The organism is Desulfobulbus rhabdoformis, assembly GCF_016919065.1.
Taxonomy (GTDB): domain Bacteria; phylum Desulfobacterota; class Desulfobulbia; order Desulfobulbales; family Desulfobulbaceae; genus Desulfobulbus; species Desulfobulbus rhabdoformis.
In genome coordinates, this window is sequence record NZ_JAFFQA010000002.1 from 157,084 (window position 1) to 182,905 (window position 25,822).

General features: G+C 52.6%; 21 protein-coding genes and 1 tRNA gene. 13 read left to right on the top strand and 9 right to left on the bottom strand.

The annotated features are described in order from the left end of the window. Positions 1–48: 48 nt before the first annotated feature. Genes JWJ90_RS01800 through JWJ90_RS01815 form a run of 4 tightly spaced genes read left to right on the top strand, consistent with a single transcriptional unit; the run spans position 49 to position 5,705 of the window. Positions 49–261, top strand: coding sequence for a hypothetical protein (locus tag JWJ90_RS01800; protein ID WP_205225460.1), 213 nt, complete (start codon positions 49–51; stop codon positions 259–261). 50 nt (positions 262–311) lie between these two features. Continuing rightward, positions 312–2,345, top strand: coding sequence for a TonB-dependent receptor plug domain-containing protein (locus JWJ90_RS01805; protein ID WP_205225461.1), 2,034 nt, complete (start codon positions 312–314; stop codon positions 2,343–2,345). Between the two features lie 20 nt (positions 2,346–2,365). Further along, the gene (locus JWJ90_RS01810) at positions 2,366–2,899 is read left to right on the top strand and encodes a YfiR family protein (protein ID WP_205225462.1); all 534 of its coding nucleotides are present in this window, start codon (positions 2,366–2,368) and stop codon (positions 2,897–2,899) included. Between the two features lie 4 nt (positions 2,900–2,903). After that, positions 2,904–5,705 carry a response regulator gene (locus JWJ90_RS01815; RefSeq protein ID WP_205225463.1) on the top strand — a complete coding sequence of 934 codons (2,802 nt, stop codon included), beginning with the start codon at positions 2,904–2,906 and terminating at the stop codon, positions 5,703–5,705. A 40-nt stretch (positions 5,706–5,745) separates the two neighbouring features. Here the strand turns inward: JWJ90_RS01815 and JWJ90_RS01820 are convergent, their stop codons facing one another. Together JWJ90_RS01820 and JWJ90_RS01825 are read right to left on the bottom strand one after the other, a co-directional pair. After that, a complete protein-coding gene (locus JWJ90_RS01820; RefSeq protein WP_205225464.1) occupies positions 5,746–6,087 on the bottom strand; it encodes a histidine triad nucleotide-binding protein in 342 nt (113 codons plus the stop codon). A 3-nt stretch (positions 6,088–6,090) separates the two neighbouring features. After that, on the bottom strand, positions 6,091–6,726 hold the full coding sequence (locus JWJ90_RS01825; RefSeq protein ID WP_205225465.1) for a hypothetical protein: 636 nt from the start codon (positions 6,724–6,726) through the stop codon (positions 6,091–6,093). 224 nt (positions 6,727–6,950) lie between these two features. Here JWJ90_RS01825 and JWJ90_RS01830 point away from each other — a divergent pair, with 224 nt between their 5' ends. The 3 genes from JWJ90_RS01830 (at position 6,951) to JWJ90_RS01840 (ending at position 11,790) form a co-directional block, all read left to right on the top strand. Then, positions 6,951–8,330: a DEAD/DEAH box helicase gene (locus tag JWJ90_RS01830; RefSeq protein WP_205225466.1), complete on the top strand. Its 1,380-nt coding sequence runs from the start codon at positions 6,951–6,953 to the stop codon at positions 8,328–8,330. A 226-nt stretch (positions 8,331–8,556) separates the two neighbouring features. Then, positions 8,557–10,356 carry a translational GTPase TypA gene (gene typA, locus JWJ90_RS01835; protein WP_205225467.1) on the top strand — a complete coding sequence of 600 codons (1,800 nt, stop codon included), beginning with the start codon at positions 8,557–8,559 and terminating at the stop codon, positions 10,354–10,356. 576 nt (positions 10,357–10,932) lie between these two features. Beyond that, the gene (locus JWJ90_RS01840) at positions 10,933–11,790 is read left to right on the top strand and encodes a hypothetical protein (protein WP_205225468.1); all 858 of its coding nucleotides are present in this window, start codon (positions 10,933–10,935) and stop codon (positions 11,788–11,790) included. Positions 11,791–11,833: 43 nt separating this feature from the next. Here the strand turns inward: JWJ90_RS01840 and JWJ90_RS01845 are convergent, their stop codons facing one another. The 5 genes from JWJ90_RS01845 to glgX form a co-directional block, all read right to left on the bottom strand. Then, positions 11,834–12,274, bottom strand: a complete 441-nt coding sequence (locus JWJ90_RS01845; protein ID WP_205225469.1) for an NUDIX domain-containing protein — start codon at positions 12,272–12,274, stop codon at positions 11,834–11,836. 74 nt (positions 12,275–12,348) lie between these two features. Next, complete coding sequence (locus JWJ90_RS01850; RefSeq protein ID WP_205225470.1) at positions 12,349–12,927, bottom strand: 5' nucleotidase, NT5C type; 579 nt, start codon at positions 12,925–12,927, stop codon at positions 12,349–12,351. A 73-nt stretch (positions 12,928–13,000) separates the two neighbouring features. Next, positions 13,001–13,828, bottom strand: coding sequence for an OB-fold nucleic acid binding domain-containing protein (locus JWJ90_RS01855; protein ID WP_205225471.1), 828 nt, complete (start codon positions 13,826–13,828; stop codon positions 13,001–13,003). Between the two features lie 114 nt (positions 13,829–13,942). Further along, positions 13,943–14,482 carry a GDSL-type esterase/lipase family protein gene (locus JWJ90_RS01860; RefSeq protein ID WP_205225472.1) on the bottom strand — a complete coding sequence of 180 codons (540 nt, stop codon included), beginning with the start codon at positions 14,480–14,482 and terminating at the stop codon, positions 13,943–13,945. Positions 14,483–14,489: 7 nt separating this feature from the next. Further along, positions 14,490–16,574 carry a glycogen debranching protein GlgX gene (glgX, locus tag JWJ90_RS01865; protein WP_205225473.1) on the bottom strand — a complete coding sequence of 695 codons (2,085 nt, stop codon included), beginning with the start codon at positions 16,572–16,574 and terminating at the stop codon, positions 14,490–14,492. 97 nt (positions 16,575–16,671) lie between these two features. On the opposite strand from glgX, the gene JWJ90_RS01870 reads away from it, so the two are divergent. The 4 genes from JWJ90_RS01870 (at position 16,672) to JWJ90_RS01885 (ending at position 21,384) form a co-directional block, all read left to right on the top strand. Next, positions 16,672–17,607 (top strand): Lcl C-terminal domain-containing protein, encoded by a 936-nt coding sequence (locus tag JWJ90_RS01870; protein WP_205225474.1) that lies wholly within the window; start codon positions 16,672–16,674, stop codon positions 17,605–17,607. A gap of 96 nt (positions 17,608–17,703) precedes the next feature. Continuing rightward, complete coding sequence (locus JWJ90_RS01875) at positions 17,704–18,075, top strand: response regulator (protein WP_205225475.1); 372 nt, start codon at positions 17,704–17,706, stop codon at positions 18,073–18,075. A 211-nt stretch (positions 18,076–18,286) separates the two neighbouring features. Next, on the top strand, positions 18,287–20,071 hold the full coding sequence (locus JWJ90_RS01880) for an AMP-binding protein (RefSeq protein WP_205225476.1): 1,785 nt from the start codon (positions 18,287–18,289) through the stop codon (positions 20,069–20,071). A 59-nt stretch (positions 20,072–20,130) separates the two neighbouring features. Next, the gene (locus JWJ90_RS01885; protein WP_205225477.1) at positions 20,131–21,384 is read left to right on the top strand and encodes an OmpP1/FadL family transporter; all 1,254 of its coding nucleotides are present in this window, start codon (positions 20,131–20,133) and stop codon (positions 21,382–21,384) included. A gap of 59 nt (positions 21,385–21,443) precedes the next feature. Here JWJ90_RS01885 and JWJ90_RS01890 read toward each other — a convergent pair whose 3' ends face one another. Together JWJ90_RS01890 and JWJ90_RS01895 are read right to left on the bottom strand one after the other, a co-directional pair. Then, on the bottom strand, positions 21,444–22,073 hold the full coding sequence (locus tag JWJ90_RS01890) for a site-2 protease family protein (protein ID WP_205225505.1): 630 nt from the start codon (positions 22,071–22,073) through the stop codon (positions 21,444–21,446). 97 nt (positions 22,074–22,170) lie between these two features. Then, positions 22,171–24,900: a CBS domain-containing protein gene (locus JWJ90_RS01895; RefSeq protein WP_240194698.1), complete on the bottom strand. Its 2,730-nt coding sequence runs from the start codon at positions 24,898–24,900 to the stop codon at positions 22,171–22,173. A 175-nt stretch (positions 24,901–25,075) separates the two neighbouring features. On the opposite strand from JWJ90_RS01895, the gene JWJ90_RS01900 reads away from it, so the two are divergent. Together JWJ90_RS01900 and JWJ90_RS01905 are read left to right on the top strand one after the other, a co-directional pair. After that, positions 25,076–25,151, top strand: a tRNA-Gly gene (locus tag JWJ90_RS01900). A 177-nt stretch (positions 25,152–25,328) separates the two neighbouring features. Further along, complete coding sequence (locus JWJ90_RS01905) at positions 25,329–25,790, top strand: ribosome maturation factor RimP (protein WP_205225478.1); 462 nt, start codon at positions 25,329–25,331, stop codon at positions 25,788–25,790. The last annotated feature ends 32 nt before the right edge of the window (positions 25,791–25,822 follow it).

Genomic DNA, 25,822 nt, shown 5'->3' on the forward strand with positions numbered 1-25,822 from the left:
TCTTCTTGTGGATATGCATCTTGGTTGTGCTCGTGTCGGGAGCAATGTGTGATGCCTACGCCAATCACAGACAGGAACGTGGAAAATAAACTCAAGGTCGCTTTTCTTCCCAACTTCGTTACAGCACCGGGAGTGCTGGTTGTGGTCATTGACGATTATTTCCTTTTCAGTGATGGGCAGTGGCAGTACTCTTCAGAATATTCAACACCACCAACTGAAATTGATCAAAGGGTGTATGGAAAACTCACCTGGCATTTTTAGGGGCGACGAGGTTTCGAGTTGCTGAGATTTATCTAACTAGCTAGCTACCTATGATGAAATTAAAATCTTGTTTTTGCGGAATTACTGCCACAGCACTGCTCGCCTTGAGTGAAGCGGCACCCATGGCTTATGCTGCAGTGGCCAACGAGTATTTTGATTTAGATCTCAACCAGTTAATGAATATCACCATCACCTCGGTAGCCAAACGGGATCAGCAGCTGGTCGATGCGCCGGCTGCGGTGTTTGTCATCACCCAGGAAGATATTCGCCGTTCGGGCGTAACAACGATCCCCGATGCCCTGTCCATGGCGCCGGGGATCCAGGTGGCGCAGATTTCGGCTTCTAAATGGTCCATCTCCTCCCGTGGCTTTGCCGGATTTACCTCCAACAAGCTGCTCGTGCTCATTGATGGTCGTTCGGTTTACTCACCGGCCTACAGTGGTGTTTTTTGGGATGCTCAAAATACTCTGTTGGAAGATATCGACCGCATTGAGGTCATTCGTGGTCCAGGTGGTACCCTCTGGGGAGCGAATGCGGTCAACGGCGTCATTAATATTATCACCAAAAATGCAGAGACGACCCAAGGAGGCTTGGTACGAGCCAGTTTTGGCGGTGAGGGGGCCTGGTCCCTTGCCGGGCGTTATGGTGGCCGACTCTCCGAGACCACATTTGCCCGTTTGTATCTTAGCGCCGATCAGTTCGGGGGCAATCGGCTTGCCGAAAGTGAAGCGGATGGCAACGACTCCTGGCATCCGACCCAGGTCGGGTTTCGCATGGATGGCCGTCCCGATGATGACAACGAGTGGACACTCCAGGGAGATCTGTATGAGAATGAGGGGGATCAGTGGGTCATTCCCTACTGGACCAGCTCGTCTCCGTATTATTCAACCTTAGATGATGATTTTGATGCCAAGGGGGGCAATATTCTAGGCCGATGGCGACGGGAGCTAAGCCCAGACCAGGCGATTACCTTCAAGGCCTACTACGATTATAACAAACGTCAGGACGCCGTCTTTAATCTTGAGTTTTCGACCCTGGATCTTGATTTGCAGTACGAGACCCCAATTGGTGCCCGGCAGAAGCTCACCATGGGAACCGGGTACCGATCGGTTCAGGGAGATTTTGATGAGACCTATCAGGTAAACCTGCCGGATCGAAACGATTCGCTCTATAGTGTGTTTATTCAGGATGAAATCAACATGGTGGAGAATCGGGTCTGGCTGACACTGGGGACAAAATATGAATACAACGATTATACTGGCAGTGAATGGCAACCCAGCGCCAAGTTGCTGTGGAAACCTGCGGAGAATCATACCCTCTGGGGATCTGTAGCCCATGCAGTGCGTACGCCTTCTATTGTTGAGCAGTATGGGCGAGTTCTTATGGCCCGGTATCCGGTATATATGGGGGGCGTCTATGTTGGAGCGGGGAGTCTGAATTTTATAGGAAACCAGGACTATGATTCTGAAGAGGTCAATGCCTATGAATTTGGCTACCGCTGGCAGGCCTTACGTAATCTCTCCTTTGACCTAGCCCTGTTTTATAATGATTATGATGAAGTGTATACGGTCTTTCCCGAACAGTCGAATTTGGATGTCAACAGCACCTTTGTCAATGCTCAATCAGGCAACGGCAAGGGATTTGAACTGGCTATGGACTGGCAACCCCGCACTTGGCTGTCTTTTGCTCTTGCCTACTCCTACCTGGAAACAGACCTGACCACCGAGGCCTGGGTGGGAACCCAGGCGGGAAGTGACTGGGTCGCAAAATCGGCGCCAAAAAATCAATTTTCCCTACGATCTTCTCTTGCCCTAGCTGATGACTGGCGCCTGAATCTCTGGTTGCGTTATGTGGATCAGGTTTCCTGTCGGAATACCGTTAATTTGTTGGGCGATCCGGTAACCATTGACGATTATTACGTGTTTAACGCAAATCTTATTTGGAGCCCGAGCGAAAACCTTGAACTGATGCTTGCAGGTCAAAATCTTTTTGACAGCGGGCAACTACGCTATCTTTCCGAATATCAGACGCCGGCCACCGAAGTGGAGCCTCTGGTGTACGGAAAGATCACCTGGCGGTTTTAACCTTTGCCCCTTGCGTGCTGATGCGAACTCGAATTCTCCATATATTAGCGTTGCTTGTGTTGCTGGGGGTGAATACCCTCTCTGCACACGCCGCGCAATCTGGCGTCGAGTACAAGGTTAAGGCGGCCTTTCTGCTGAACTTTGCCCACTTTGTCACCTGGCCTGCCCAAAGTAGCTCCAGTGAGAGCTTTCCTCTTTGCGTGTTGGGAGAGGATCCCTTTGGGGAAGCGCTGACAGGGATTGAAACCAAAAAAGTGGGGGGCAAACATGTTTCCATCCATTATCTCAAGTCCTCCAGCAGCAAACTGGGCCAGTGCCGTATGGTTTTTATCAGCCGCTCGGAAAAGAACAATCTCAGCCGTATTTTGGGACGGATAGCAGGGAAGCCCGTGGTAAGCGTCAGTGATATTGACGGATTTTCCGCTGCAGGCGGACTCTTTGAGTTTAAGGATCAGCGTGGCCGTCTTTCTTTTATCATCAACAACACCCAAGCTAAGAGTATGGGGCTCAGCATCAGTTCTTCCTTGCTCAATCTGGCGGTTGACGTACTCTAAACCTATGAAAACCTGGTTTGCACATCTTCCCATACGCTCAAAGCTGCACCTGATCGTACTGCTGGCCTGTACCCTGGCTCTTTTTTTGGTCATGGTATCCTCCTTTGTTGGCCAGTGGACTATGGTCCGCCAGCAGACGGCCAGCGAAGTTCAGACGCTGGGGCGAGTCATTGCCGGAAACTGCAGTGCTGGTGTCGCCTTTGATGATCGGGCTACACTGCGTGGTATTATCGGTACACTTTCGGCCAAACCTAACATAATCCTCGCCCGAATATATTCTGCCGGGGGGGAATTGCTGGCAAGTTACAATCGTGCCGAACTGTTAGACAAAGAGCACGATGATGGCAGCTTTGAAGCGCTCTCTGTCAATGGATTTCGCTATGCAGGGCAGCGTGCCGAGCTGCTTGAGCCCATACTTCTGGAAAAAGAAACCATCGGCTCCCTTTACCTGCGGGTCAGTATGCAGGAGGTCAACAATAACTTGCTCTGGCTTGGCCTGATGATGGTCGGCATGTTGTTTTGCGGGTTACTTTTTGCCGGTCTGTTGTCCAGCCGTTTATTGCGGGTGATTAGCGGCCCGATTACCCAGCTTTCTGAAATCATGCAGCATATATCCCAGGAGCGTGATTATTCGGTCCGTTCTCCGCTTACCAGTAAAGACGAGCTCGGATTGCTGGCACGCGGCTTCAACAGCATGATTGCCCAGATTCAACAGCGTGATCTGTATCTTGAAGAGCAGGTTGAAACCCGGACCCACGATTTACTCAAGGCTAAAGAAGCCGCCGAGGCAGCCAACCAGGCAAAAAGCCTGTTTTTGGCCAATATGAGTCACGAGATCCGTACACCGATGAATGCCATTATCGGCATGACCCGCCTGGCTCTGGATCAAATCACCGATGAAACCCAGCGTAATCTTCTGAAAACAGTGAAAAACTCGGCTGATAGCCTGCTGGGGATTTTGAACGATATTCTCGATTTTTCCAAAATTGAGGCGGGACAGTTTCTGCTGAGCAAAAAATCGTTTGTTCTGCGGCAGTTGATAGAAACTGTGATCTCCACCATGCATGTTCCCGCAGTGGAAAAGGGATTACAGCTTGAATTCATTGAAAACGGCAAGCTGCCCAAGGTCCTCATCGGTGATGATCTGCGGTTGCGCCAGATTTTTTTTAACCTGGTTGGCAATGCTATTAAATTCACTGAAAATGGGGCTGTCACTATCTCGCTTGTGGAGCTTGAAGAAGCCTCCGAGGCTGGCTGGTGTATGCTGCATGCCAGCGTCCATGACACCGGTATCGGTATCGATGAGGAAAAACAGGAAAAAATTTTTAACACCTTTGAACAGGCCGATGGCTCCTATGTCCGCAAGTACGGAGGCACGGGGCTGGGCTTGGCTATCAGTCGCCAGCTTGCGGAAATGATGGGAGGCCGCATGTGGGTGGAAAGTGTCCCTGGAGAGGGCTCCACCTTCCACTTTACGTTGAACATGGAACTGGGCGAGGAGCAACAGGTTCAAGACGAAATCGATGAAGCTCCCACTCAGCGCATCGTCGGCCTGAATATTCTGGTGGTGGACGATAATGAGGTCAATCGTGATCTCGCGCGCATGGTTCTTGAGCAGGACCATCATGTGGAGGTGGCGGGCAATGGTCTTGCTGCCCTGGAAATGCTGGCCCGAGGCATTAAGGCTGATGTTGTGCTTATGGATGTGCAGATGCCGGTCATGGACGGCCTGACAGCCACTCGTATAATTCGTGCCCTTGAGCTGGGAAAAAATGCGGCTTCGCCCATTGAAACAGAGCTGGAGCAGGCCCTGGCACGAAGGCTTGCTGGAAAATCCCTTCCGATTATTGCCATGACTGCCCATGCCATGGGCGGTGATCAGGATATGTGTTTACAGGCCGGTATGGATGCCTATGTAACCAAGCCTTTCCACCCCGAGCAACTGATCGCCTCGTTGATGTCCCTGGAAAATCTCCACGCCGGTACTTTCTGCACTTTGGATGAAAAACCAGCAGTCCAAAAAGCGGAAGAAACTGAGCCGTTAAGTGAAGAACCGGTCAGTGTCGGCCAGGTTCGATCGCACCTACATGCCTCGGCTAACTTTACTCTGGAGCAGGTAGAACGTTTGTTGTCCACTTCCAGAAAGAGTGTGGGGAAACTCCTGGCAAACAGTAAAGATGCCCTGAAAAAACGTGATTTTGATGAGTTGGGGTTCGCCGCTCATACCCTCAAGGGAACCTTGCTTCAATGTGGATTGCAAGGCTGGGCTGCCCGGGCACAGAACCTTTTTGAGCTGGCAAAAAAAGAAGAGCACCAAGCCGCTATCGACGAATTGGACTCTATTCAACAAGGTATTGCCAATCTTGTGCTGGAACAGGAGCAGGGTGGCGATTCCCAGGTGGCTGAACAGGCACAGGAGAGCCGTGGTCATATTCTGGTGATGGAAGACGAGGAGGTCATTCGCGAGGTGGTTTGCGGAATGTTGCAGTATCTGGGGTACAGCTGCGACCTAGCCAGCAATGGAGAGGAAGGGGTTGCACTCTACGCAAAAGCGCTGGAAACGGGGCATAACTATGGACTGGTTATGACCGATCTTCATGTTGCCGAAGGCATGGGCGGGCTGGAGATGGCACAACAGATCCTCGAGCAGGACCCGCAGGCCCGACTCTTCGTCTCCAGTGGCGACCCTCAAAATTCGGTCATGCAGGGCTATCGCGAGTACGGTTTTTCCGGCAAGGTGAAAAAACCGTACTCGGTCCAGAATCTGGCCGCTATGTTGGAAGATATGTTCGGCCAATCCGAGTAAGGGACTGTTCAGCGGTTACCAGCCGTCACGGATTCAGGTATCAGCCTGGAGGCCAGTTGAGCGCGCGTCCACCCAGGATGTGCATGTGCAGATGAAAAACGGTTTGCCCGGCCTCGGCACCGTTGTTGAAAACTACGCGAAAATGCGGAATGCCCTCTTTCTGGGCAATCTCGTTACCTACCCGCATCATCTTTCCAAACACCTGTTCATCCTCAGGTTGCACCGCTTCCGGCCCCTTGATATGCTTTTTCGGGATCACCAGAAAATGCGTAGGAGCTTGGGGCGCAATGTCCCGAAAGGCGAGGACATCGTCGTCTTCATAGAGTTTTTCCGCAGGAATCTCACCGCGAATTATTTTGCAGAATAAACAGTTGTCAGGCATGTGTCACCTCCGTTGCTGTGATGCGTGTTTGCTGCCGACACGCGGCAACAAATACAATGTAAGCTTGTTGTTCGTGGCATCTATTCGGATTGGGTCCAGTGCGACCGGTATGGTCTCGTTGCCCAAATCGATATTGAGTGCTTTGAGCCGGTCAAGGTCCAGCTCATACTCGCGGTCGGCCAGGGCTCCAAGCATGGAAGTCAGGTCGTCCCCTCCATTTGCAGAATCTGGAAAGGTGGGAGTCACATACAGTTTGCGTTGTTTGGATGCAAAGCGGGTTTTCAGGCTACATTTGATCGGCAAGCGTACCTGGCCCACCTGGACCTGGAAATCCTGGCCTGCCAAACGCGTGGTCAAGAGCAAATTACGACCAGAGAGGGTCCCGGCCACGGTGATGGTGTTGTTGTGAATGGAGAGTCGGTCAAGTGACTCCAGGACGATATCCCCCTGAAGACGATGGCCTTGGGCAGGAATGGGCAGAGGCAGCATCTGCTGCACTGCGCTCAGCAGTGTTTCTGCGGGCAGGGTGAGGACCATGCTTTTGGCCTGTCCACAGTAAACTGGCCCACTTGGAAGGAAAACGGCTGCGAGAACAACAAGCAGCACCTTGAAAAAAGAGAAAGTTTTTTGCTTGACCATGAGCTGAAAACAGGAAAAGGTGAAGGCCAGCCACACGCCAGAAAATGATTATGAAGGTGCCGTGGCATAGGGGGCTTTCTTTTTGTCTTGAGGGGGAAGCCGCCCAGCATACTCTGCGAACAGCCCAACGTTAAAACAAATTAAAATGCTCTATTTTCGCTCCTCTGTCAAGTTGGCCAAGGCTGGGATTATGAAAAAGAACGCCACCTGCCACGGGACTAACCATGGTTGAACAGCCCTCCCTACCAACAACGCCTCCGCTCATGGAAGTCGGCAGTTGCTGTCGCCTTAAGGGGGCGGACCTTCGTTTGCTTGCCGCCTTACGCGTTGAGCTCACCATCGATAATCCAAAGTATCAGGCAGCAAAGCAGTTTGGCCGCTGGATCGGGAAGAAGCTTAAACCCCAATTATTTTTTTTTACAGAAGAGCTGGGAGATATTGTTTTTCCCCGTGGTTTTGCCAATCAGGCGGTGCGACTCTGCCGAAAGATCGTCGGGCAAAGTCCGGTTTTGGTGGATAATAGAACTCAGCAGATCGAGATCGAGAATTCGTTTCAAGGGATTTTGCGGCCCTACCAGGAGCAGGCGGTTACAGCCGTGATGCGGCATAGCTTCGGTGTGCTTGAGGCGGGCACAGGCTCTGGAAAGACTATTATGGCATTGGCCATTATTGCCCGGCGCAGACAGCCGACGCTCATCGTGGTGCATTCAAAGGAGCTGATGTACCAGTGGCAGCAGCGGATTGCCGAGTTTTTAGGCGTTGAGGCCGGTCTTGCCGGTGATGGCAGGCTGCAGCTCAAGCCTATCACCGTTGCCATTGTCAATACCGCTAAAAAGCATCTGGATACCTTGCCAGGAAAGTTTGGTCAGATTGTGGTTGATGAGTGTCACCGGGTTCCGGCCAGTCTCTTTACCGAGGTGGTGGCCGCTTTTGACTGCCGCTATATGCTTGGGCTCTCCGCGACCGCCTTTCGTCGGGAAGACGGAATGACCAAACTCATTTACATAACCATGGGCGATCGGATCCACCAGGTGGACAGCCGTGTGCTGGCGGCCAGTGGTGCTGTGGTGCGGCCTGAACTCAAGCAGCGATCGACAACATTCACCTACAGATACCAGGGAGAATATGCCAAGCTGATCAAGACGTTGACCCAAAATGAAGAGCGCAACAAACAGATCGTCCATGAATTGCAGACGCTGCTGGCTGCGGGGCACGATGGGACCGTACTGGTCGTCTCTGATCGGGTTGGGCATTGCCGGGCATTGGCTGAAATGCTGGTGTCCGACTCAGTCCCGGTGGCGGTCCTCACCGGGCGAACCCCTCCGGATGAGCGGACTCGGATCGTTGCGGATGTGCGTGAAAATAGGGTGCAGGTGCTCATATCGACTTTGCAGCTCATTGGCGAGGGATTTGACTGTCCGGGATTGTCCACTCTGGTCCTGGCCACTCCCATTAAATTTGAAGGACGACTGCTCCAGGTTGTGGGGCGAATCATGCGTCCGGCGGAGGGAAAACGGGCTCTGGTCATCGATTACGTGGATGAGCAGATTGCTGTCCTACGTCGCTCGGCTGAGAGCCGCAAAGCGGTCTTTCTTGCCTGGTGATCGGTATAGTGATCAATCTCCTTGTCTTTTTGTCCTTCTTGAGGTAAATTAACTCCTTTTTTATCCTACCGTCTGGAAAAGCTGAGAAAATCAGTCTGATGCATGTTGCCTTTCACTCGGTACACACTCTCCGCAGAGTTCATTTTCCCGTGAATTCCGGGATTCCTCGAAATATCAATTTTAAATTTTATATACATGTAACCCCCTAGCGTGGGGGAGGAGCAGTATGGATCAGCAGTTTATTCGTAATGTCGCTATTATTGCCCATGTTGACCATGGCAAGACCACCCTGGTTGATCAATTATTCCGCCACAGTGGCATGTTTCGCGAAAATCAGCAGGTGGAAGAGCGGCTCATGGACTCCATGGACCTGGAGCGTGAGCGTGGTATCACCATTGCTTCGAAAAACGGCTCCTACATGTATGGAGACTATCAGGTCAATATCATCGACACGCCAGGCCATGCCGACTTTGGCGGTCAGGTGGAGCGCGTCCTGCGCATGGCTGATGGGGCGGTGTTGCTGGTCGATGCCCAGGAAGGTCCCATGCCCCAGACCTTTTTTGTGGTAAAGAAGGCCTTAGCTGCCAACCTGCCGATCCTGGTGGTTATCAACAAGATCGATAAACCCGCTGCCCGCTGTGACTGGGTTGTTGATCAGGTGTTTGATCTGCTTGACCGACTGGATGCTCCGGACCACATCCTTGATTTTCCCGTGGTCTATGCCTCTGCCAAGGCCGGTTATGCCATACTTGAGCCCGAAGATGAGGTCACGCCGGAGACGGGTATGCATGCTGTGTCCGATATGATTATTAAGCATGTACCGCCACCGGCTGGAGATCCCAGTGAGCCGTTGCAGTTGCAGGTCAACACCATTGATTACTCACCCTATCTGGGGCGCCTGGGGATTGGTAAAATTGTCAACGGCAGCCTTGATCTGCGCACTCCCCTGGCGGTTGCCCGTCGTGATGGTTCTATTTCTCCGGTACGCATCAATAAGATTTTTGGTTTTAATGGCTCCACCAAGGTACCGCTGGAGCGTGCTTCCGTGGGCGACATCGTCGCCGTCGCCGGTATGGAGGATGTGACCGTCGGGGTGACCTTTACCGACCCGGCTGATCCCAGGCCGTTGCCACTCATTGAGATCGATCCGCCGACCATCTCCATGAACTTTATTCCCAACGACTCGCCCTTTGCCGGGCAGGATGGCAAATTTGTCACCTCTCGTCATCTGGAGGAGCGCCTCACCCGCGAGACCCTCTCCGATGTGGCACTGATGGTGGAGCCGCTCACCGATGGTGTCGGCTATCGGGTTTCCGGTCGTGGTGAGCTGCACCTCTCCATTCTTATTGAGAAAATGCGGCGTGAGGAGTATGAGTTTCAGGTGACTCGGCCCCAGGTTATCATGCGCGAGATCGACGGCCAGCTCATGGAGCCCTACGAAGAACTCTCCGTGGATGTGGATGAGCAATATCAGGGTGTGGTCATTGAGAAATTGGGTAAGCTCAAGGGCGTGATGACCGAGATGGTGGTGGAAAAAGAGATGGCCAAGATGAAGTTCAAGGTCCCCACCCGTGGGTTATTAGGGTATCGCTCCGTCTTTATGACCGATACCCGCGGCATGGGGGTGATGAACTATATCTTTGCCGAATGGGGGCCCTATGCAGGCGAGATCCAAAACCGGATCAACGGTGTGATGATCGTTAAAGAGCCCTGTACCACGGTGGCCTATGCCCTGTTTAACCTTCAGGACCGCGGGAAGCTTTTCCTGCCGCCCGGTATTCCGGTCTATCCGGGCATGATCATCGGCGAGCACTGTCGGCCCGCCGATCTAATCGTCAACCCCGCGAAAGGAAAAAAATTAACCAACATGCGAGCCTCGGGTTCAGATGAGGCGGTTATCCTCACTCCTCCGGTTGACATGAGTCTGGAGGACTGCATATCGTATATCAATGATGATGAGCTGGTCGAGGTTACTCCCAAGGCCATTCGTCTGCGCAAACGCAAGGATGCGAAGATCCGGGGCTAATACCTTTACCGGTTAGGACGTATCGGCCGCCATCCCCCATGGGGATGATGGCGCCGTGGTAGTGCTTCAGCTGAGAGGCGGCCGAATCAAGGCCCCCTTTTGGGGGAGGGCGTATGAATGAGTTGATTGGGATTGGTGTCGCCATTGTGGCGGCCATACTTACTTTTGTGATCATCATGCGCCGCACCGGTGGCGAGTGCATGCCCTGACTGCTGATGTATGGTTCCGCAGGTGCGGGACTTGTTGCTTACCTGCTCTTACAGGCGCTCCTGAACCCATAGGGCATCTTGAATAATTGCTTTTTCTGCCAATCTCGGCGTCCCGCGAAAAATTTTATCCTCGGTATATCTTGTATATGCCTGCGGTAAAATTTTTTCGCAATCCTTGGTCTTGATTGAAAAATCTAATTATTCAAGACACCCCATAGCAGTAATTGGGGGAAAGTGGCAGGGCATCCTTTGTATCTCCCCCCTGAAGTCGGAACATGTATCGGTGCATTGCAGACGGCTTTTCATGTGCTGAAACATGTGCCCGGAGTCGGGGATATTTTTTAAGAATGGATTTTTGTGAGGGGCCATGAGTGCCGGTCATTCATCCCAGCCACTGCTTTCTTCGCGGGAGACGCTGGCGGTTATAACAGCACGTGTGAAGGAGCGACGGCTGTATGAGGCACGATTCCTCAGCCGTCAACTGGGACAGGGGTTGACAGCGGAGCAGCGGGCAACACTGGATGAGCAACTCAATAAAAGTCTGGGCCAAGTCGAACAACTGCACGCCGAGGCAAAAGCAGCGTTTACCTCGGGCAACTATGAACGTGCAGGAATCCTGTACAGTCAGATAAAAGCTGTGGCCATCGATGTGCCAGGCGTCAGAGAAGAGCTTCAGGCCTTGCGCGGTGCCACGGCTTTGGCGCAACGCTTTGTCCCGGCCGAGAAGCCGGTTGCACAAGATAAACGGCAAGATGATGCAGAGGCTTCAGCGTCTATGGAGATTCTTACCGCTCCTGGAGCAACTCAGGAGCCTCCCCCCGTATCCCGAAAAAAAAATGTGTCTTCCGGGACCTTCTTTCTCCTTCCCCGGTCCATTGATCGCAAATGGCTGCTTAGCGGAATCGGCCTCCTGCTTCTTGGGGGGGGATTCTTTGTTCTTTTTCAGCAGGGAGATGCGCCACCGTCTAGCGCCTCTTCCACCCCTGATACACCTCCCTCCAAGGCTGTTGCACTCATCAAGTCGGTACCCAAGCAGGCGAAAGTCATCAAGGGGGACTCGGATGCAAAGGTGACAGTAACAACAGCTGAAACCCACGCAGAGGCTGAGGCTCCTTCGATTTCCCAGGAGCCTGCCTCCCCCCAGAGCGAACCAGTGGAAACGCCTGAAAAACCAGTGGCCCCCACCAGTCCTGCACTCAACCTAGGTGGATTGCAGATCGAGTAGTGTGACGTTGGCTTTATCCCCCTCAAGGGGATACTGCCCAATCTTATTTGGGCAGCTCACCTGTTTCTTTATAGTTGAAATAATCGCTGAGTATCTGGGCGTGATCAAAAACAAGGGAGGGCAGGGTGTCGGCGAAGAAAATATCCGCTTTTTGGGCATCGTCGGCTGCCACCGGTTTGCCACTTGCTGTGGCAATAAACACGGTTGAGGCGGTATGCTGACGGGCATCCCGCTTCGGGTCGGAGTAGGTGTGCAACTGGCGAATCAGTTCAACCTCTAACCCCGTCTCCTCTTTGGCCTCTCTTTGGGCCGCATTTTCATAAGATTCCCCATAATCGACAAAACCACCAGGGATGGCCCAGCCATAGGGTGGGTTTTTGCGCTCTATGAGAACGATACCACCTTCGGTCTCAATGATGATATCAACTGTAGGCGTAGGGTTGCGATAGACAGTAATCGAGCTGCCGCAGCTGGGGCATTGCATGATGGAACTCCTGGGAAAGGTTCTTTTTTGTCGGGAATCTTGAAGACGGGGTGAGCTTCCAGAGCCCCGCGAGGTTAAAAGCAAAGCGTGCGAATTTCCTCCCAGCTCTCCACCGAGGGAAGTTCATGCTTGTGTTTATTCCAGGGCTGGCTGAAAACGATTGACTGAATCCCTGCCTGGTGCATCTGCATGCAGGTTTCGGCGCGGTCGTCGATAAAGGCTCGAAGTCCGAGCTGGCGGATATGGCGCACCTTGTCATCGTGATCTCCCATGGCCACAACCTGCATTTGCTGGTAGATCTCGGGGGCAAAGAGCTGCGCAAGCCAGTCATGCACAGGCTGAGCCAGGGGGCGGGCCGTGACGATGGTGACCTTGGCTCGAGCACTGAGTTCACTCAACACCTCCACCGAACCGGGCATGGGGAGTAGTCCTGTGCCCACCGAGTCTTTTAAGATCTGGTAAAAGATCGCCTCGGCAATATCCGTTCGCATGTCCAGGCAGTGTTCCACCGTGAAATCAGTTATGTTCTCAGGGAGAATACCACAGAGATCGTACTGCTCGCAGGCAAGGCGAATAAAGGCTTCTACGGTATCTGCGATAACCCCGTCAAAATCAAAGCCGATTTCAGCGGGATGAATTTTTTCAGTGACCATGTCTTGTTTCCTGCTATAAAAAAAACGGATCCCGTGGGGATGGATCCGTTTCGTTGGTGTCATGGATTCAGGATTATTCTTCGATAGTGGCATTCTCAACAATGACTTCGTACTTGTAACCAGCCCCAAAATCACGCTCAAAATTGAGTGTGCCCTTGATGGTAATGATCGAGCCTTCAGTTGGATCATCCATGGAGGTCACCACCAGGTCGTGGTGGTTCTTTAAGGGGTTACCGGTCCCATCCTGGAGGTGAATCCAGTTTTTTCCCATGATCATACGGGAGACCTTCATGACCTTGCCGCGAACCCGAACATCTTTCCCCTGTAGTTCTTTGCCTTGTTCAAAGCATTCCCCCACCGTGTAGCTGTTCTCTCCGCTTGCCTTGACCACGCTGACATCGGCGGAGGGGACGATGGCACCCGCGCTGCCGGCGGAGCTGCCGGAGGCCATGACATTGCTGCTACCATGGGGTTGCTTCTGCTCGGCTGCCAGAGCTGCGGCAAAGCCACCCTCCGCTTCGGCAGGGGCTTTCGCGCTGCTCGTCTTCTTTTCGACTCCAGGCGAGAAGATAATCGTCTCAAAGGTGCGGTTCAGGGTTTTTGAGGTGAAATTGGGCATGGTCATGCCGGGGGCGCAGCTCACCGTTTCTCCTACTTTCACCGGTGTCTGGGGGATGGCCACCCATATGTTCCCCTGCTTGGCGTGTAATAGCAAATAGGTATAGCCGCCGCTGTCCATTGTTTCTGTAATTGTCCCCTGAAGGGCCACACCATCCAGTGGGGCCTGTATTGGCGGTTTGCCGACCTCGGCTGAAACGGGCGAGGTGGCCAGCGCCACGGAGGGGGCTACAAGGCTGAGGGTGAGTGCGGTATGGATCAGTATTTTAGGCATAGAAGACATGAAACTCTCCAGGTGAAAGAACGTGGGTAAATCTGCAGGGACTTCAGCAGACGATGCCCCTGTGGAATTCGTATCGCTTCAAGCTATTTCTTGTAAGGAGACCTGTGATGCCTGTCAACCAGGGATGGCATTCGGAAAGAGCTCATCGAGTTTGGCTTTGATCGCCCTGCCCCAGACCTGATAGCCTCGGGTGGAGAGGTGAACCTGATCGTTGAGAAAGCCTGGATGGGTGATGGGGAGACAGTGTTCATTGAACGGTCCAACCGTATCAAGAAAGTGACAGTTTTCAACACCGGCCGCTGCCTCGGCCAACTCCTGGTTGACCTCTTCCAGGTCATGGGTGGCAACAATGGGCATGGGCATAAGCGAGTTGACGATAATGGGACTCTCTGGGTAACAGAGGCGCAACCGTTGCAGCATGGTGGTGAGGATGGTGGGAAACAGGCGGTAGCCAAAAAGCAGGTTGTTGGTTCCCGACTGGATCAATATCACATTCGGGTCAGGGTAGGCTTCTATCTCATCCATCAGACGGGCAGACAACTCCTCGGTCATCTCTCCGGCAATCCCCCGGTTGATGACCGCAACCTCCGGAAGGTGGCTTGGCCAGTCCCCCCATTCCACCAACGAATCTCCAAGCATGAGTAAGGTAATCATAAAATTCCTATGGTTGTGACTGCAGGACAACACAGCCCATATTGGCGACAGATGCTTTTTGGCCGCACTTTACCGTATTCGCCCGGTCCGGGTCAACGAAGTCTCGAGGTCCACTTTTGCCGGTATCGATAAGACGCACCCAGTGACGGTTCCGTGGTGCCAGGGGCAGGGTAAAAACCGCGGGTGTATAGGGGTGCATGTTGAGCATGACAAAAAAATCATCATCGGTGGGCGTGAGGGACTCGCCGCTTAAGAGAAAGGCCAGGGTACGACACCCTGGCGACCAGTCCTGACTTCCTGGCGTAAGCCCTTGCCAGGTTATCTGCAGCCCATGTTCGTCAGCGTGACTTTCGGTGGAGTGAGGGAAAAAATCCTCACGTCGAAAGATAGGATGCGCTTTGCGCAATGCTATGAGTTTTTGAAAAAATCGTCGCAAGTAGCGATTTTTTTTCGCAAGGCTCCAGTCAAGCCAACTGATGGGGTTGTCCTGGCACCAGGCATTGTTATTTCCTAACTGGCTGCGTCCAAATTCATCTCCAGCCACCAGCATAGGAACGCCCTGGGAGAGCAGCAGGATCGTGGCCATGGTCCGTTGGCGGCGAGAGCGTAGCCGCAGAATTGCCTTGTTGGCTGTTGGTCCCTCAATGCCCGAATTCCAACTGTTGTTGTTATTGTCACCGTCCCGGTTGTGTTCCCCGTTGTCCAGGTTGTGCTTTTCGTTAAAGCTGACCAAATCAGCAAGGGTAAAGCCGTCGTGGCTGGTGATGAAGTTAATCGAGTTAGCAGGGCTGCGGCCGTTTGCCTGATAGAGATCAGAACTTCCGGCTATACGTGTGGCCACAGCAGGTACCAACCCCTCCCGGCCGCAACAGAATCCTCGAATGTCGTCACGAAAGCGTCCATTCCACTCGGCCCACCTGGGATGGGGGGAAAAACTCCCCACCTGATAGAGGCCTGCAGCATCCCAGGCTTCAGCAATGATTTTGGTGTCGGCCAAAATCGGATCTTCGGCAATCATCTCCACCACCGGAGGATTGGCCAATACCTGCCCTTGCGAGTCACGACCAAGAATGGAAGCCAGGTCAAAGCGAAAGCCATCCACATGCATTTCCATGACCCACCAGTGCAGCGCATCGAGGATCAGGTTGCGGACTATGGGCTGGTTACAGTTACAGGTGTTGCCGCAGCCAGAGTAGTTGAGATAATCCCTGGTCCAGGGATCAAGCAGATAATAGATGGTGTTGTCGATGCCTCTGAAGCTGGTGGTGGGGCCATCCGACCCGCCTTCAGCCGTGTGGTTGTAGACAATGTCTAAAATGACCTCGATGCCAGCCCGGTGCAGGGCTTTGACCATATCGCGGAATTCGTTGAGGGGTGCTTGCAGGTCGCTGCTGTAGCCTGACTTGGGGGCAAAGAAAGAGAGAGGGCTATAGCCCCAGAAATTTTTTAGATGCTCTCCGGTAAAGGGGTTTGTAAAAATCGGTTCATTTTCGTTGAACTCCGTTACCGGCATCAATTCCACCGCTGTTATTCCTAGCTGCTTCAGGTAGCCTGTTTTTTCACGGAGCCCCTTAAATGTTCCCGGAGCAGTGACCATGGACGAGGCATGCCGGGTGAAGCCGCGAACGTGGAGCTCATAAATGATGGTATCTTTGAGCGGAATGTTGAGAGGCCGATCCCCCTCCCAATCATAAGGTTCCGGGCCGGGAAGGCAGCAAGGGAAACTTCCCAGGCAGGTTCGTTCCTTTCCCCAGGCCGGTGAGATGATCTGTTTTGCATAGGGGTCAAGCAGCACCCGTTCGGGATCGTAGGCGTGCCCGGATTCTTGGGGGGCATGGACTCCATCTATGCTGTAGCCGTAGCGCAGACCAGGCGGCGGATTGCGCAAAAGAATATGCCAGATATCTCCGGTTTTATTACGCTTGGGATCAAGCTTTATCTCGCTTGTGTCCATTGCCTCTTCGCTCAGCGCCAGAACCAGGCTGACTGCGGTGGCGTTGCGGGAGAAGAGTGCGAAGTTTATTCCCTGCGGGGTGATGGTGTTGCCAAGCGGCAGGGGAATGCCAGTGTCGGTGCGGAAAGTGATTTTCATCTTGAAATAATAATCATTATTATTATAGTGAAAGAGCATGCATTAGAGTGCATGATACTTGTTTGTCCGTCATTTTCAAACTGTCATGGAGGTAGATATGGGTTTATTCAATAAATTAGTTATTTCGGGTATTCCGGCAATCGATTGGGATATGACCCCAGATTATACCTTCGGAACCTTTGAAAGTTGGGGCGGGGTAGAGCGAATCCGCAATAATAGTGAGCGGATTTATTATTTCTTTATCGATGCCTGGGATGAAGAGCCGAAACTTTGCCTTATGGAGCGCGGGGTCAAGCATGCACAGGTCATCGCCGAGATCCTCGCTCCTGCCGAGATGGTGCGTGCTTGCGTGCAAGAGCAGGGAAAGGCGGCGCTTTTTGAGCGAACCTTTGCCATCAACGAAGAGTTGAAGCAGTGGTTACGGGACAATGTGGTCAATACCGACGATGATTCCAAGGTGGTCATTCTAGAACAGCGGGAAGCCTCAGGTCCGGTGGAAACCGGCCTCCCCAAACGCAGCTCGCTTGCTCCTCTTCAGGCTCGGATTACGCTGCCGGATCAAGCGGAAGAACTCAGTGAAGAGGATGTGGTGCAGCTGGTGCAGTCGTTCAATTTCTGTGATCAGGAAAGAAATCCTGAGGGGAGTTTTGTCAGTGAACTGGTCGATAATGAGGATGGTCTCACCGTCAGCGACCAGGTGACCGGGTTGATGTGGCAGCGGGAAGGTCTTGATATCATGAGTCACCGCTCCATGCGCAGGGAAGTGGCACGAGTTAATGATGAACAGTTTGCCGGTTATTCAGACTGGCGCTTACCGACCATGGCCGAGGCGCTCTCCCTGCTGGAACAGGAGAAGCTGGCCCATGATCAGTATCTGCCTCGCTGTTTCTCCGGCGAGCAGCCCTTTGTTTTTGTAGATGCGGTGCGAAAACCAGGTGGCCAATGGTTTGTCGACTTTAAACAGGGGCGGGCATTTTGGTCATCTGGAACTATTCCAGGAGGATTTGGCCGACTGTGCCGTAGGGAAAAATAGCTGTCAAGGGAAAAAAGCAGTTGATCGACCGAGTGCTCCTTAGTAGGATATCATGTAATTCCAGACTGTTTTTGACTACAAGGGAGAGGAAAATCCTTGAAACGGATATTGGTGGTCGACGACGAGGCGCAGATTCGTACCATGCTCACCCAGATGTTGGAGCTTGAGGGGTTTGAAGTCCACACTGCGGAAAACGGTGAAGAGGGGCTGGCCCTGGTGGGAAAGTATGCCTTTGACTTGGTAATTACAGATATGATAATGCCGGTAAAGGACGGGCTCAAGTTTATCATGGAACTTGTCCGTGATTACCCTGATTTACGCATCCTCGCTATTTCCGGAGGCGGCGCAATCAAGGCTGAAAGATACCTGACCATGGCCGGGTATCTCGGGGATATTGCCACCCTTGAAAAGCCTTTTAAAAGGGAGATCTTGCTTGATCTGGTGCAGAAACAGATCGGGGGCGATTAATCCCCCCACAGTGTTTGTCTGTAATGCCTTCATTTCCTGGTTCAACAAAGCCTGTGGAGCTCCCATGCTCTACAGGCTTTTTTTTATACGAAAAATATAATTGTACCAGAGCTCTGTTAAGGCAGGCCCCCGTTTCCTTTGAAAACGGGGCATTCTTGTGGTAAAGAGCCCTGCGGTATGCAACCGTCAGGTATTAGGATTGGGAGGACCTATGCAAACACAACCAGAAGTAGTCGAGCAGTCGCAGGGACAATCGCAGGATTCCGTCCCTGGCCAGCCTGTGAAGGAGCAGCTTCCGGCGATCCAGGAGAACCCGATAACGCTGAATGATCTGGTTGATATCAGTTGCCGCAAATTTCGCAAATTTTCGGCAATCGGCATGGCCCTGGAAAAGCCTCTGAGCTACAAAGAATTTCATGAGCGCATCCTTGCCCTGGCGGCCTATCTTCGTGAGCAGGGGATTACAGCGGGCGATCGTGTGGCCCTGCTAGGCGAAAATTCGCATAACTGGGGAACGGTATATCTGGCTGTGGTCCGTCTTGGGGCGGCGACGGTTCCTATTTTTCCAGACCTGCCCGATGCCGATGTCCATCATATCCTTGGGGAGATGAAGTGTGATTTCATCTTTATTACCCAGCGTCAGATGGAGAAAATCTATGATTGCAAGCAGGAGATTCATCGCGTCATCACCCTTGACGATTATCGCGACGATACCGGCCTGATAGAGGTTGAACCCTTTTCCGGTTTTCTTGGCACCGCTCTGGCCAAATACGGAGAGCAGGCCCGCGATGAACTGCTCGAGTTTGATCCGGTGGATACAGACAATCTGGCCTCCATCCTTTATACCAGCGGGACATCTGGGTTTTCCAAGGCAGTTATGCTCTCGCATGGAAATCTCTGTGCCAATGCCAACTCCGCCAGTGGCATTATTCGCAGCGTGCCGCCGGGATGGGTGTTTTTATCTGTGCTGCCTATTTCCCATACCTATGAATTTACGGTTGGTTTTCTCCTGCCTCTGCTGAAGGGCTGCCGTATTGTTTATGCCGGGAAAACACCCACACCGGCCGTGTTGCAACGCATCTGTTCTAAAGAAAAACCGCAGGTTATGCTGGTTGTCCCCTTGATCATTGAAAAGATTTTCAAAAAGCGGATTGCACCTGCTGTTGAAAAAAGCAAAATACTGAGCTTTTTCTGCCGATTCAGCCTGAGCAGGAAGGTGATTTACCGGAAAATCGGCGCCCAGCTCAGTGGTTTTTTTGGCAATCGTCTGGAAGTCATGGGAATTGGTGGCGCAGCCCTTAATCCCGAGGTGGAACGGTTTCTGCGTGAGGCAGCCTTTCCTTTCATCGTTGGGTATGGTCTGACCGAGGCGTCTCCTTTGCTCGCTGGTGGCCCGTATGGCGATCGTACTGTTCGCCTCGGTTCTACCGGCAAGCCGGTGCCTAATGTAAAAATTCGTATAGATGATCCGCACCCGGAGACCGGGATAGGCGAGGTGCTGGCCCAGGGGAAAAATATCATGCAGGGCTACCTCAATGATCCCGAGGCCACCAAAGAAACCTTAACGGAAGATGGCTGGCTGCGAACCGGCGATATCGGCCTTATTGACCGTGAGGGTAATCTGCATATCAAGGGGCGTTCCAAGTCTGTGATCGTGCTTTCCAATGGCGAAAATGTTTTTCCGGAAGCCATTGAACACAAGATTAATGCCTACCCCTTTGTAGTTGAGTCGCTGGTAGTTGAAAACAGGGGCATGCTTGAGGCGTGGGTCTACCCGGATTATGAGTTTATTGACTCCAAAACCGAAGGGCAGAGCCGCGCCCAGCGTCATCAATACATCAGCGGGCTCATGGAGGAGATGCGCTCCACTGTCAACGATCAGGTCTCGGCATCCTCACGGCTCTCTCGCATACTGGAGCGGCGGGAGCCTTTTGTGAAAACCGCAACCCACAAGATCAAACGTTATTTGTACTCTGCAGATAATATGCACGTGTAGAAGGCTTCTGCACGGTTTATCTACAGTTTTTGTTAAGCAACACCTAGAAAGGGGGGGGAATGAAAAAATTTTCTATGGCAGGAGTGGTCCTGCTTGCTGCAGCCAGTCAGGCCATGGCTTCGGGCTATCGTATTCCGGAGCAGTCGTTGAACTCCACAGCGCGCGCCGGAAGCTATGTGGCCTATACACCAAACGCTGATGCGACCTATTATAATCCGGCTAACATGAGCTGGCTGGAGGATCGCTGGCATATTGAAGTCGGTGCCACCTGGATTCACCTGAGTTCGATTGATTATACCGATACAGATTTTGCCGCGTACAATGGCAGCTCGGAGGCGGAAGATTTTTTTCTGCCGACTTTTTTTGTGGTCTCACCAGACTACAATAATTTCCGTTTTGGTTTTTCTACCACCGCACCAGGCGGTCTTTCCAAACGCTGGAAAGATTCATATCCCAGGAACTTTGCAGAAGAGTTCAGCCTTAAGATTTTTGACATCAATCCGACGGTTTCCTATAAAATTAACGACTCATTCTCAATCGCGGCAGGCGTGCGCGGAGTATATGTAGACGGCAAGGTGCGGAGTGGGGGGGATTTAACAGGTTTTGAAGCCTCACGTGATATGGAGGGAGATAGCCTGGAATTCGGGTGGAATCTTGCTGCAACAGTGCGTCCGCTTGATAATATGAACGTGAGTGTCACCTACCGTTCAAATGTTGACTTGGATATAGAAGGGGACGCCGATTTGGCAACAAGTTTGGTTCTACCTGGAGTAGACAGTACCTATTCCGGAAGTACCGGGGTCTCTATTCCCCTTCCTGCCGTTTTGGCTGTTGCGGTGTCCTACACCTTTTTTGATCAACTCACCGTTGAGCTCGAATATGATCGGACCTACTGGTCGGAGTATGATCAACTTGATTTTACCTATCCAACGACCTTGACCAACCCTGTTCTTTCCGGGGCATTTGACGATGTAAAACCCAAAAACTGGAAGGATACCGACGCCTGGCGGTTGAGTTTCAGCTATGACATGAAAAATAATTTCATCCTCATGGCAGGTATTGCCTATGATGAAAATCCTGCGCCCTCAGGAACCTTAGGATTTGAGTTGCCCGACTCTGATGCTATGCTCTATTCGGTTGGCCTGCGCTATGCAATCAACGAGGATATGGAAATAGGCATTGCCTATTTATATGACGACAAAGAGTCGCGTACGGTCTTGAATCGAACAGGGGCGGAGCCCGGAAATATTAACGGTACCTTTGATGACGCCTCAGCTCATCTGGTAACGGTTGGCTTTAGCTACAAACTGTAAGCCCAAGGGAGCACAGGCTAGATAAAAAAAGCCCGGCATTTGCCGGGCTTTTTTTTATTTCATCCTGGAAGTAGGGAATCGCTGAAACGAATGATCGGCATGATAACTGAGCTGATAGCGCCGGTATAAAAGAGGACTAGGAGAATTATAAATCCGTACGGCTCCAGCCTAGCAAAGCTACGGGCACTCTCCGGGGGCAAAAGCCCCATGAGTACCTTGGAGCCATCCAGTGGTGGAATGGGGATACAGTTGAAGACTGCTAGCATGACATTGATCCAGACGCTGGTGTTCAACATGTAATAAAGAGGTAGAAATACGTTTTCAGGAAGAAATTGGAAAAAGTTGACCACCATGTGGGCGATAGCCGCGCTGGCAATGGCTAGAAGCACGTTGGCACCGGGACCGGCCAGGGCCACTTTCAGCATGTCCTGCCGCGGGTTGCGAAAGTAGCGTGCATCGACTGGCACCGGCTTGGCCCAGCCGATTTTCATTATGATAAAGGCAATTACCCCCAGAGGATCAAGGTGCTTGAGCGGGTTGAGGGTCAGCCGTCCGGCCATCTTGGCTGTGGGGTCGCCCAGTCTCCAGGCCACGTAGCCATGGGCCAGTTCATGAACAGTCAGGGAAAAGAGCAGGGGCGGCACCTGAATGATCAGTTGCCGCATGAGTGCGTTAAAATCAAAGTCCATCACGTAAAGTTATCCTGAAATTAATGGGCGGGTTGTGTCAGATTCCCATCAACCATAAGCTCGATTGAAGAAGAAGCGAGAAAAATCGTGCCTGGTATTAGTGGGCCGAAGGTTGGTTACCGGGGTATTTTTTCTGGAGAAAGTCAATCGCCTCCTGCGGGGTATTGATCTCGCCATCGAGTTGCTGCTCTATGAGATGATTGAGCATGGTGCGAAACTGAGGGCCGGGTTTGTAGCCCAGTGCTTTGAGTTCCGCGCCGCTGAGTAATGGTTTTACCTGACGCAGCTGGGTGACAAAGAGAGAAACCGAGCGCTGAATGTAGCGTTTGCGGGCAATGGTCATCAGGTAGAGCCAGCCTTCGGGTTCCAGGTCGATCAGAAGCCAGTAGATTTCACTGTTTTTTCGGTACGGTCGTTTGATCATCTCCTGGGCAATCTTTTCCACATCCATCTTTTGTTGCAATAGTTTTTTGCGCTGCTTGGGCGGCAGGGCAAAACGGTTGCAGAAGTTCAGCAACTCTTTGGGGCGCGAGCGACTGAAAACAGCCAGCAGATAGACCATCCAGGTTTCCAGCGGGGCATCAATGTAGAGCAGGCGAAACCAGGATATGGTCTGATGTGCCTGGGTGATGTAATGGACAAAGCGGCGGTCAATCTTCAGGTTGGGGCGCAGGTCAGGCCAGAGAAAGGGGAAGAGTTTGAGCGCAGCCATGCGCTTCAGCGCTGGTAAAGGATCGTTTTCCGAGAGGATGAGTTTCAGTTCATGGAAAAAACGGGGCTCCTGAGCCTGTTCAAAGAGGTTCATCTGCACCGTGTTTTTGATCAGCTTTTCTGCATGTCGGGTAATGGTAAAACCCAGTCTGCCCTCAAAGCGAATGGCACGAAAAATACGGGTGGGGTCTTCGACAAAACTCAGGTTGTGGAGGACCTGGATACGGCGTTCTTTAAGGTCGTTTTGACAGTTGAAATAATCCACCAGCAGTCCGAATCGTCCCGGGTTGAGGTGAATGGCCATGGCATTGATGGTGAAGTCGCGACGATACAGATCAAGCTTGATCGAACTCAGCTCAACCGTGGGTTTGGCCGCCGGGCGTTCGTAATATTCGAGGCGGGCGGTGGCAACGTCAATTTTGGTCTGATCCGGAAAGACCACGGTGGCCGTGCCGAATTTTTCATGGGGATGGACAATGCCCCGGTGCTTGTCGGCCAGATGTTTGGCAAATTGGATGCCGTCGCCTTCGATGACGATATCAATATCTATATTAGGCACATGTAAAAGGAGATCGCGCACAAAACCGCCGGCGACAAAGGCATTGCAGCCAAGGCGAGCGGCTGCCTCCCCGATTTCGCGCAAGAGGACAATCACCTCCTTGGGCAGAACCTGCGTCATAACGCCGCCCAGGTTCCGGGTGCGCTCAACCGATGGCCGCTCATCGCTTTGCAGAAGTTCGCCCGGAAGGTGGCCGGGGTCATTGACCAAAAGGCTTATCAGATCGGTCCGGGTGATGACGCCGAGAATGGCTTCGCCCCGTAAAATAGGGATTAACCGCTGCCGGTTTTCAACAATGAGTTGCTGGACGTCGGCCAGGGTGCCGCTTTCCGGGAGCGAGGCTATATCGGTTGTCATGTACTCACCCACCGGCAGTGTGCCCAGTTGGTGGAAAATGGCCTTCTCCGCGACCATGCGGGAGATCATGCCCAGGAGGCCTGTGGGGGCGGGGCCGTTTTCCCGGCCTCCATTTTCTCGGACCACGGGGAGGACGGTGACATTGTAACGGGTCATCAACCGATTGGCCTGCTCGATGTGAACCTCAGGCGTGACAGTAATAACCGGTGAGCTCATCATCTCCGCGGCAACCGCCTTGGGGCGGATATGATCGTGCAGCTGGTTCACCAACCGTTCCTCTGCCTCTGCAATGGTGTAGTCGCGAATAGTTGCCGAGGCAGCCGAGGCGTGCCCCCCACCCCCGAATTCGCGGGCGATGGTGCCGACATTCACCTCCGGTATACGGCTGCGGCCGATGAGGTAGGTCCGCTCTCCCATACTGATGAGGGCAAAGAGCACATCAATATTTTCCATCACCATCAGCCGCTGCACAACCACGGCAAAATCGTCGATATATTCTTCCTCGATGAGGATACTGATCACGACATTGACGCCGCGGATAAGATACCCTTTGGCATGTTCCTGCAGGCGGCTGATCAGGTTGATCTGTTCAACGGAGAGTTCACGGGAGACAAACTGGGTGACAATGTCAAGATTGGCCCCGTGGCTTAGTAACCAGGCTGCAGCGGTGAGATCCTCAGGGCAGGTGGAGGAGTGGAGAAAGCTGCCCGTGTCTTCGTATATCCCGAGGGCCATGAGGGTCGCCTCGTCGGGACTGGGCGTGATGTTTTTTTGCTGGAAAAGTTCGACAAAGATAGTGGTGGTGGAGCCAGAGTTACGAACGACTTCAAGCTCGCCTTTAATATCACCCGCCCCTCGGGGGTGGTGGTCGTAGAGGTGGACCTTGGTCTTTGGATTGTGCAGGCAGCTGGCCAGTTCGCCGATTCGTTCGCTTTGGCGGGTATCGACCACGATAAGCCGTTGCACCTGGGCAAGGTCAATATGTTTAATTTTTTTAAAGGCATAGATGTTGGGGAATTCTTGGGCCAGGTACTTGCGAACGGATTTTTCCTGGGAGCCGGGAAAGACCAACTCTGCCTCGGGGTAAAGACGCTTTGCTGCAACCATGGCAGCTAAGCTGTCGAAATCTGCACCAATGTGGGTAGTAATGACATCCATGGCCTGATTATACACACAAGCAGCAGACAGCGAAACTGTCAAGAATGGTGTTGCTGATGGAAGGTGAGCAATTGTCGACGCAATCTTTTTTGCAAGCGGTGAGATTAATCTATTGCCAACTATTGATGAAGCGGGAAATTGTAGAGCATCATTTTGTTGTTGCTTGACAATTGTTCGTTGATGCTCTATCTTAACTGACTTCCTAGGGATCATTAGAGCGGGTGTAGCTCAGTTGGCAGAGCACAAGCTTCCCAAGCTTGGGGTCGCGGGTTCGAACCCCGTTGCCCGCTCCATGGCAGTCCTGGCCGTCGTTGAGGCTGGTTGCTCCCTCGGATCCAGCGGGATCGACCACCGGGTGTACCGGTAACGTGAAAGTGGGCTCTGCCCGCTTTTTTTATTGCCTAACTCAGGGGCGCTGCTCTCTTGTGGAGCATGACTCCCACAGTTTGAAAAGGAACGGAACAAGAGCATTGGAAGAAACCACTGATCGATTGCTAGCGACCATCCAGGGGTTTGCCGACCCCCTACTGCGTGATATGGGGATGGAGCTGGTTGAAGTGCAATTCCGGCGAGAGGGGCATGGTTGGGTGCTCCGTTTTTTTATCGATAAGGAAGGCGGGGTCGGTATTGACGATTGTGCTGAGGCCAGTCGCGAGATCAGCGCCTACCTGGAAGTAGAAGACCTGATCTCTCACGCCTACCATCTTGAAGTCTCTTCACCCGGCCTTGAGCGGCCGTTGAAAAAAAAGAGCGATTTTATTCGATTTGCCGATCGGCTGGTGCGGATCAAATTGCGGCAGCCTCTGGGCGAGCAGAAGGTGCTCATCGGCACCTTGCGGGGCCTGGAGGAGGATGCCATAGTCTTGGAAATGGACAAGGAAACCGTCCGCATCGATTTGGAAAATATATCAAGGGCGAGGTTGACGCTGTAGTCCCGGATCGGCCGATGTCGAGCAGTCTGTTT

Coding starts and splice junctions, on each gene's coding strand:
- JWJ90_RS01805 (WP_205225461.1), top strand. CDS start 312: ATGATGAAATTAAAATCTTGTTTTTGCGGAATTACTGCCACAGCACTG.
- JWJ90_RS01810 (WP_205225462.1), top strand. CDS start 2,366: ATGCGAACTCGAATTCTCCATATATTAGCGTTGCTTGTGTTGCTGGGG.
- JWJ90_RS01815 (WP_205225463.1), top strand. CDS start 2,904: ATGAAAACCTGGTTTGCACATCTTCCCATACGCTCAAAGCTGCACCTG.
- JWJ90_RS01820 (WP_205225464.1), bottom strand. CDS start 6,087: ATGCCTGACAACTGTTTATTCTGCAAAATAATTCGCGGTGAGATTCCT.
- JWJ90_RS01825 (WP_205225465.1), bottom strand. CDS start 6,726: ATGGTCAAGCAAAAAACTTTCTCTTTTTTCAAGGTGCTGCTTGTTGTT.
- JWJ90_RS01830 (WP_205225466.1), top strand. CDS start 6,951: ATGGTTGAACAGCCCTCCCTACCAACAACGCCTCCGCTCATGGAAGTC.
- typA (WP_205225467.1), top strand. CDS start 8,557: ATGGATCAGCAGTTTATTCGTAATGTCGCTATTATTGCCCATGTTGAC.
- JWJ90_RS01840 (WP_205225468.1), top strand. CDS start 10,933: ATGAGTGCCGGTCATTCATCCCAGCCACTGCTTTCTTCGCGGGAGACG.
- JWJ90_RS01845 (WP_205225469.1), bottom strand. CDS start 12,274: ATGCAATGCCCCAGCTGCGGCAGCTCGATTACTGTCTATCGCAACCCT.
- JWJ90_RS01850 (WP_205225470.1), bottom strand. CDS start 12,927: ATGGTCACTGAAAAAATTCATCCCGCTGAAATCGGCTTTGATTTTGAC.
- JWJ90_RS01855 (WP_205225471.1), bottom strand. CDS start 13,828: ATGTCTTCTATGCCTAAAATACTGATCCATACCGCACTCACCCTCAGC.
- JWJ90_RS01860 (WP_205225472.1), bottom strand. CDS start 14,482: ATGATTACCTTACTCATGCTTGGAGATTCGTTGGTGGAATGGGGGGAC.
- glgX (WP_205225473.1), bottom strand. CDS start 16,574: ATGAAAATCACTTTCCGCACCGACACTGGCATTCCCCTGCCGCTTGGC.
- JWJ90_RS01870 (WP_205225474.1), top strand. CDS start 16,672: ATGGGTTTATTCAATAAATTAGTTATTTCGGGTATTCCGGCAATCGAT.
- JWJ90_RS01880 (WP_205225476.1), top strand. CDS start 18,287: ATGCAAACACAACCAGAAGTAGTCGAGCAGTCGCAGGGACAATCGCAG.
- JWJ90_RS01885 (WP_205225477.1), top strand. CDS start 20,131: ATGAAAAAATTTTCTATGGCAGGAGTGGTCCTGCTTGCTGCAGCCAGT.
- JWJ90_RS01890 (WP_205225505.1), bottom strand. CDS start 22,073: ATGGACTTTGATTTTAACGCACTCATGCGGCAACTGATCATTCAGGTG.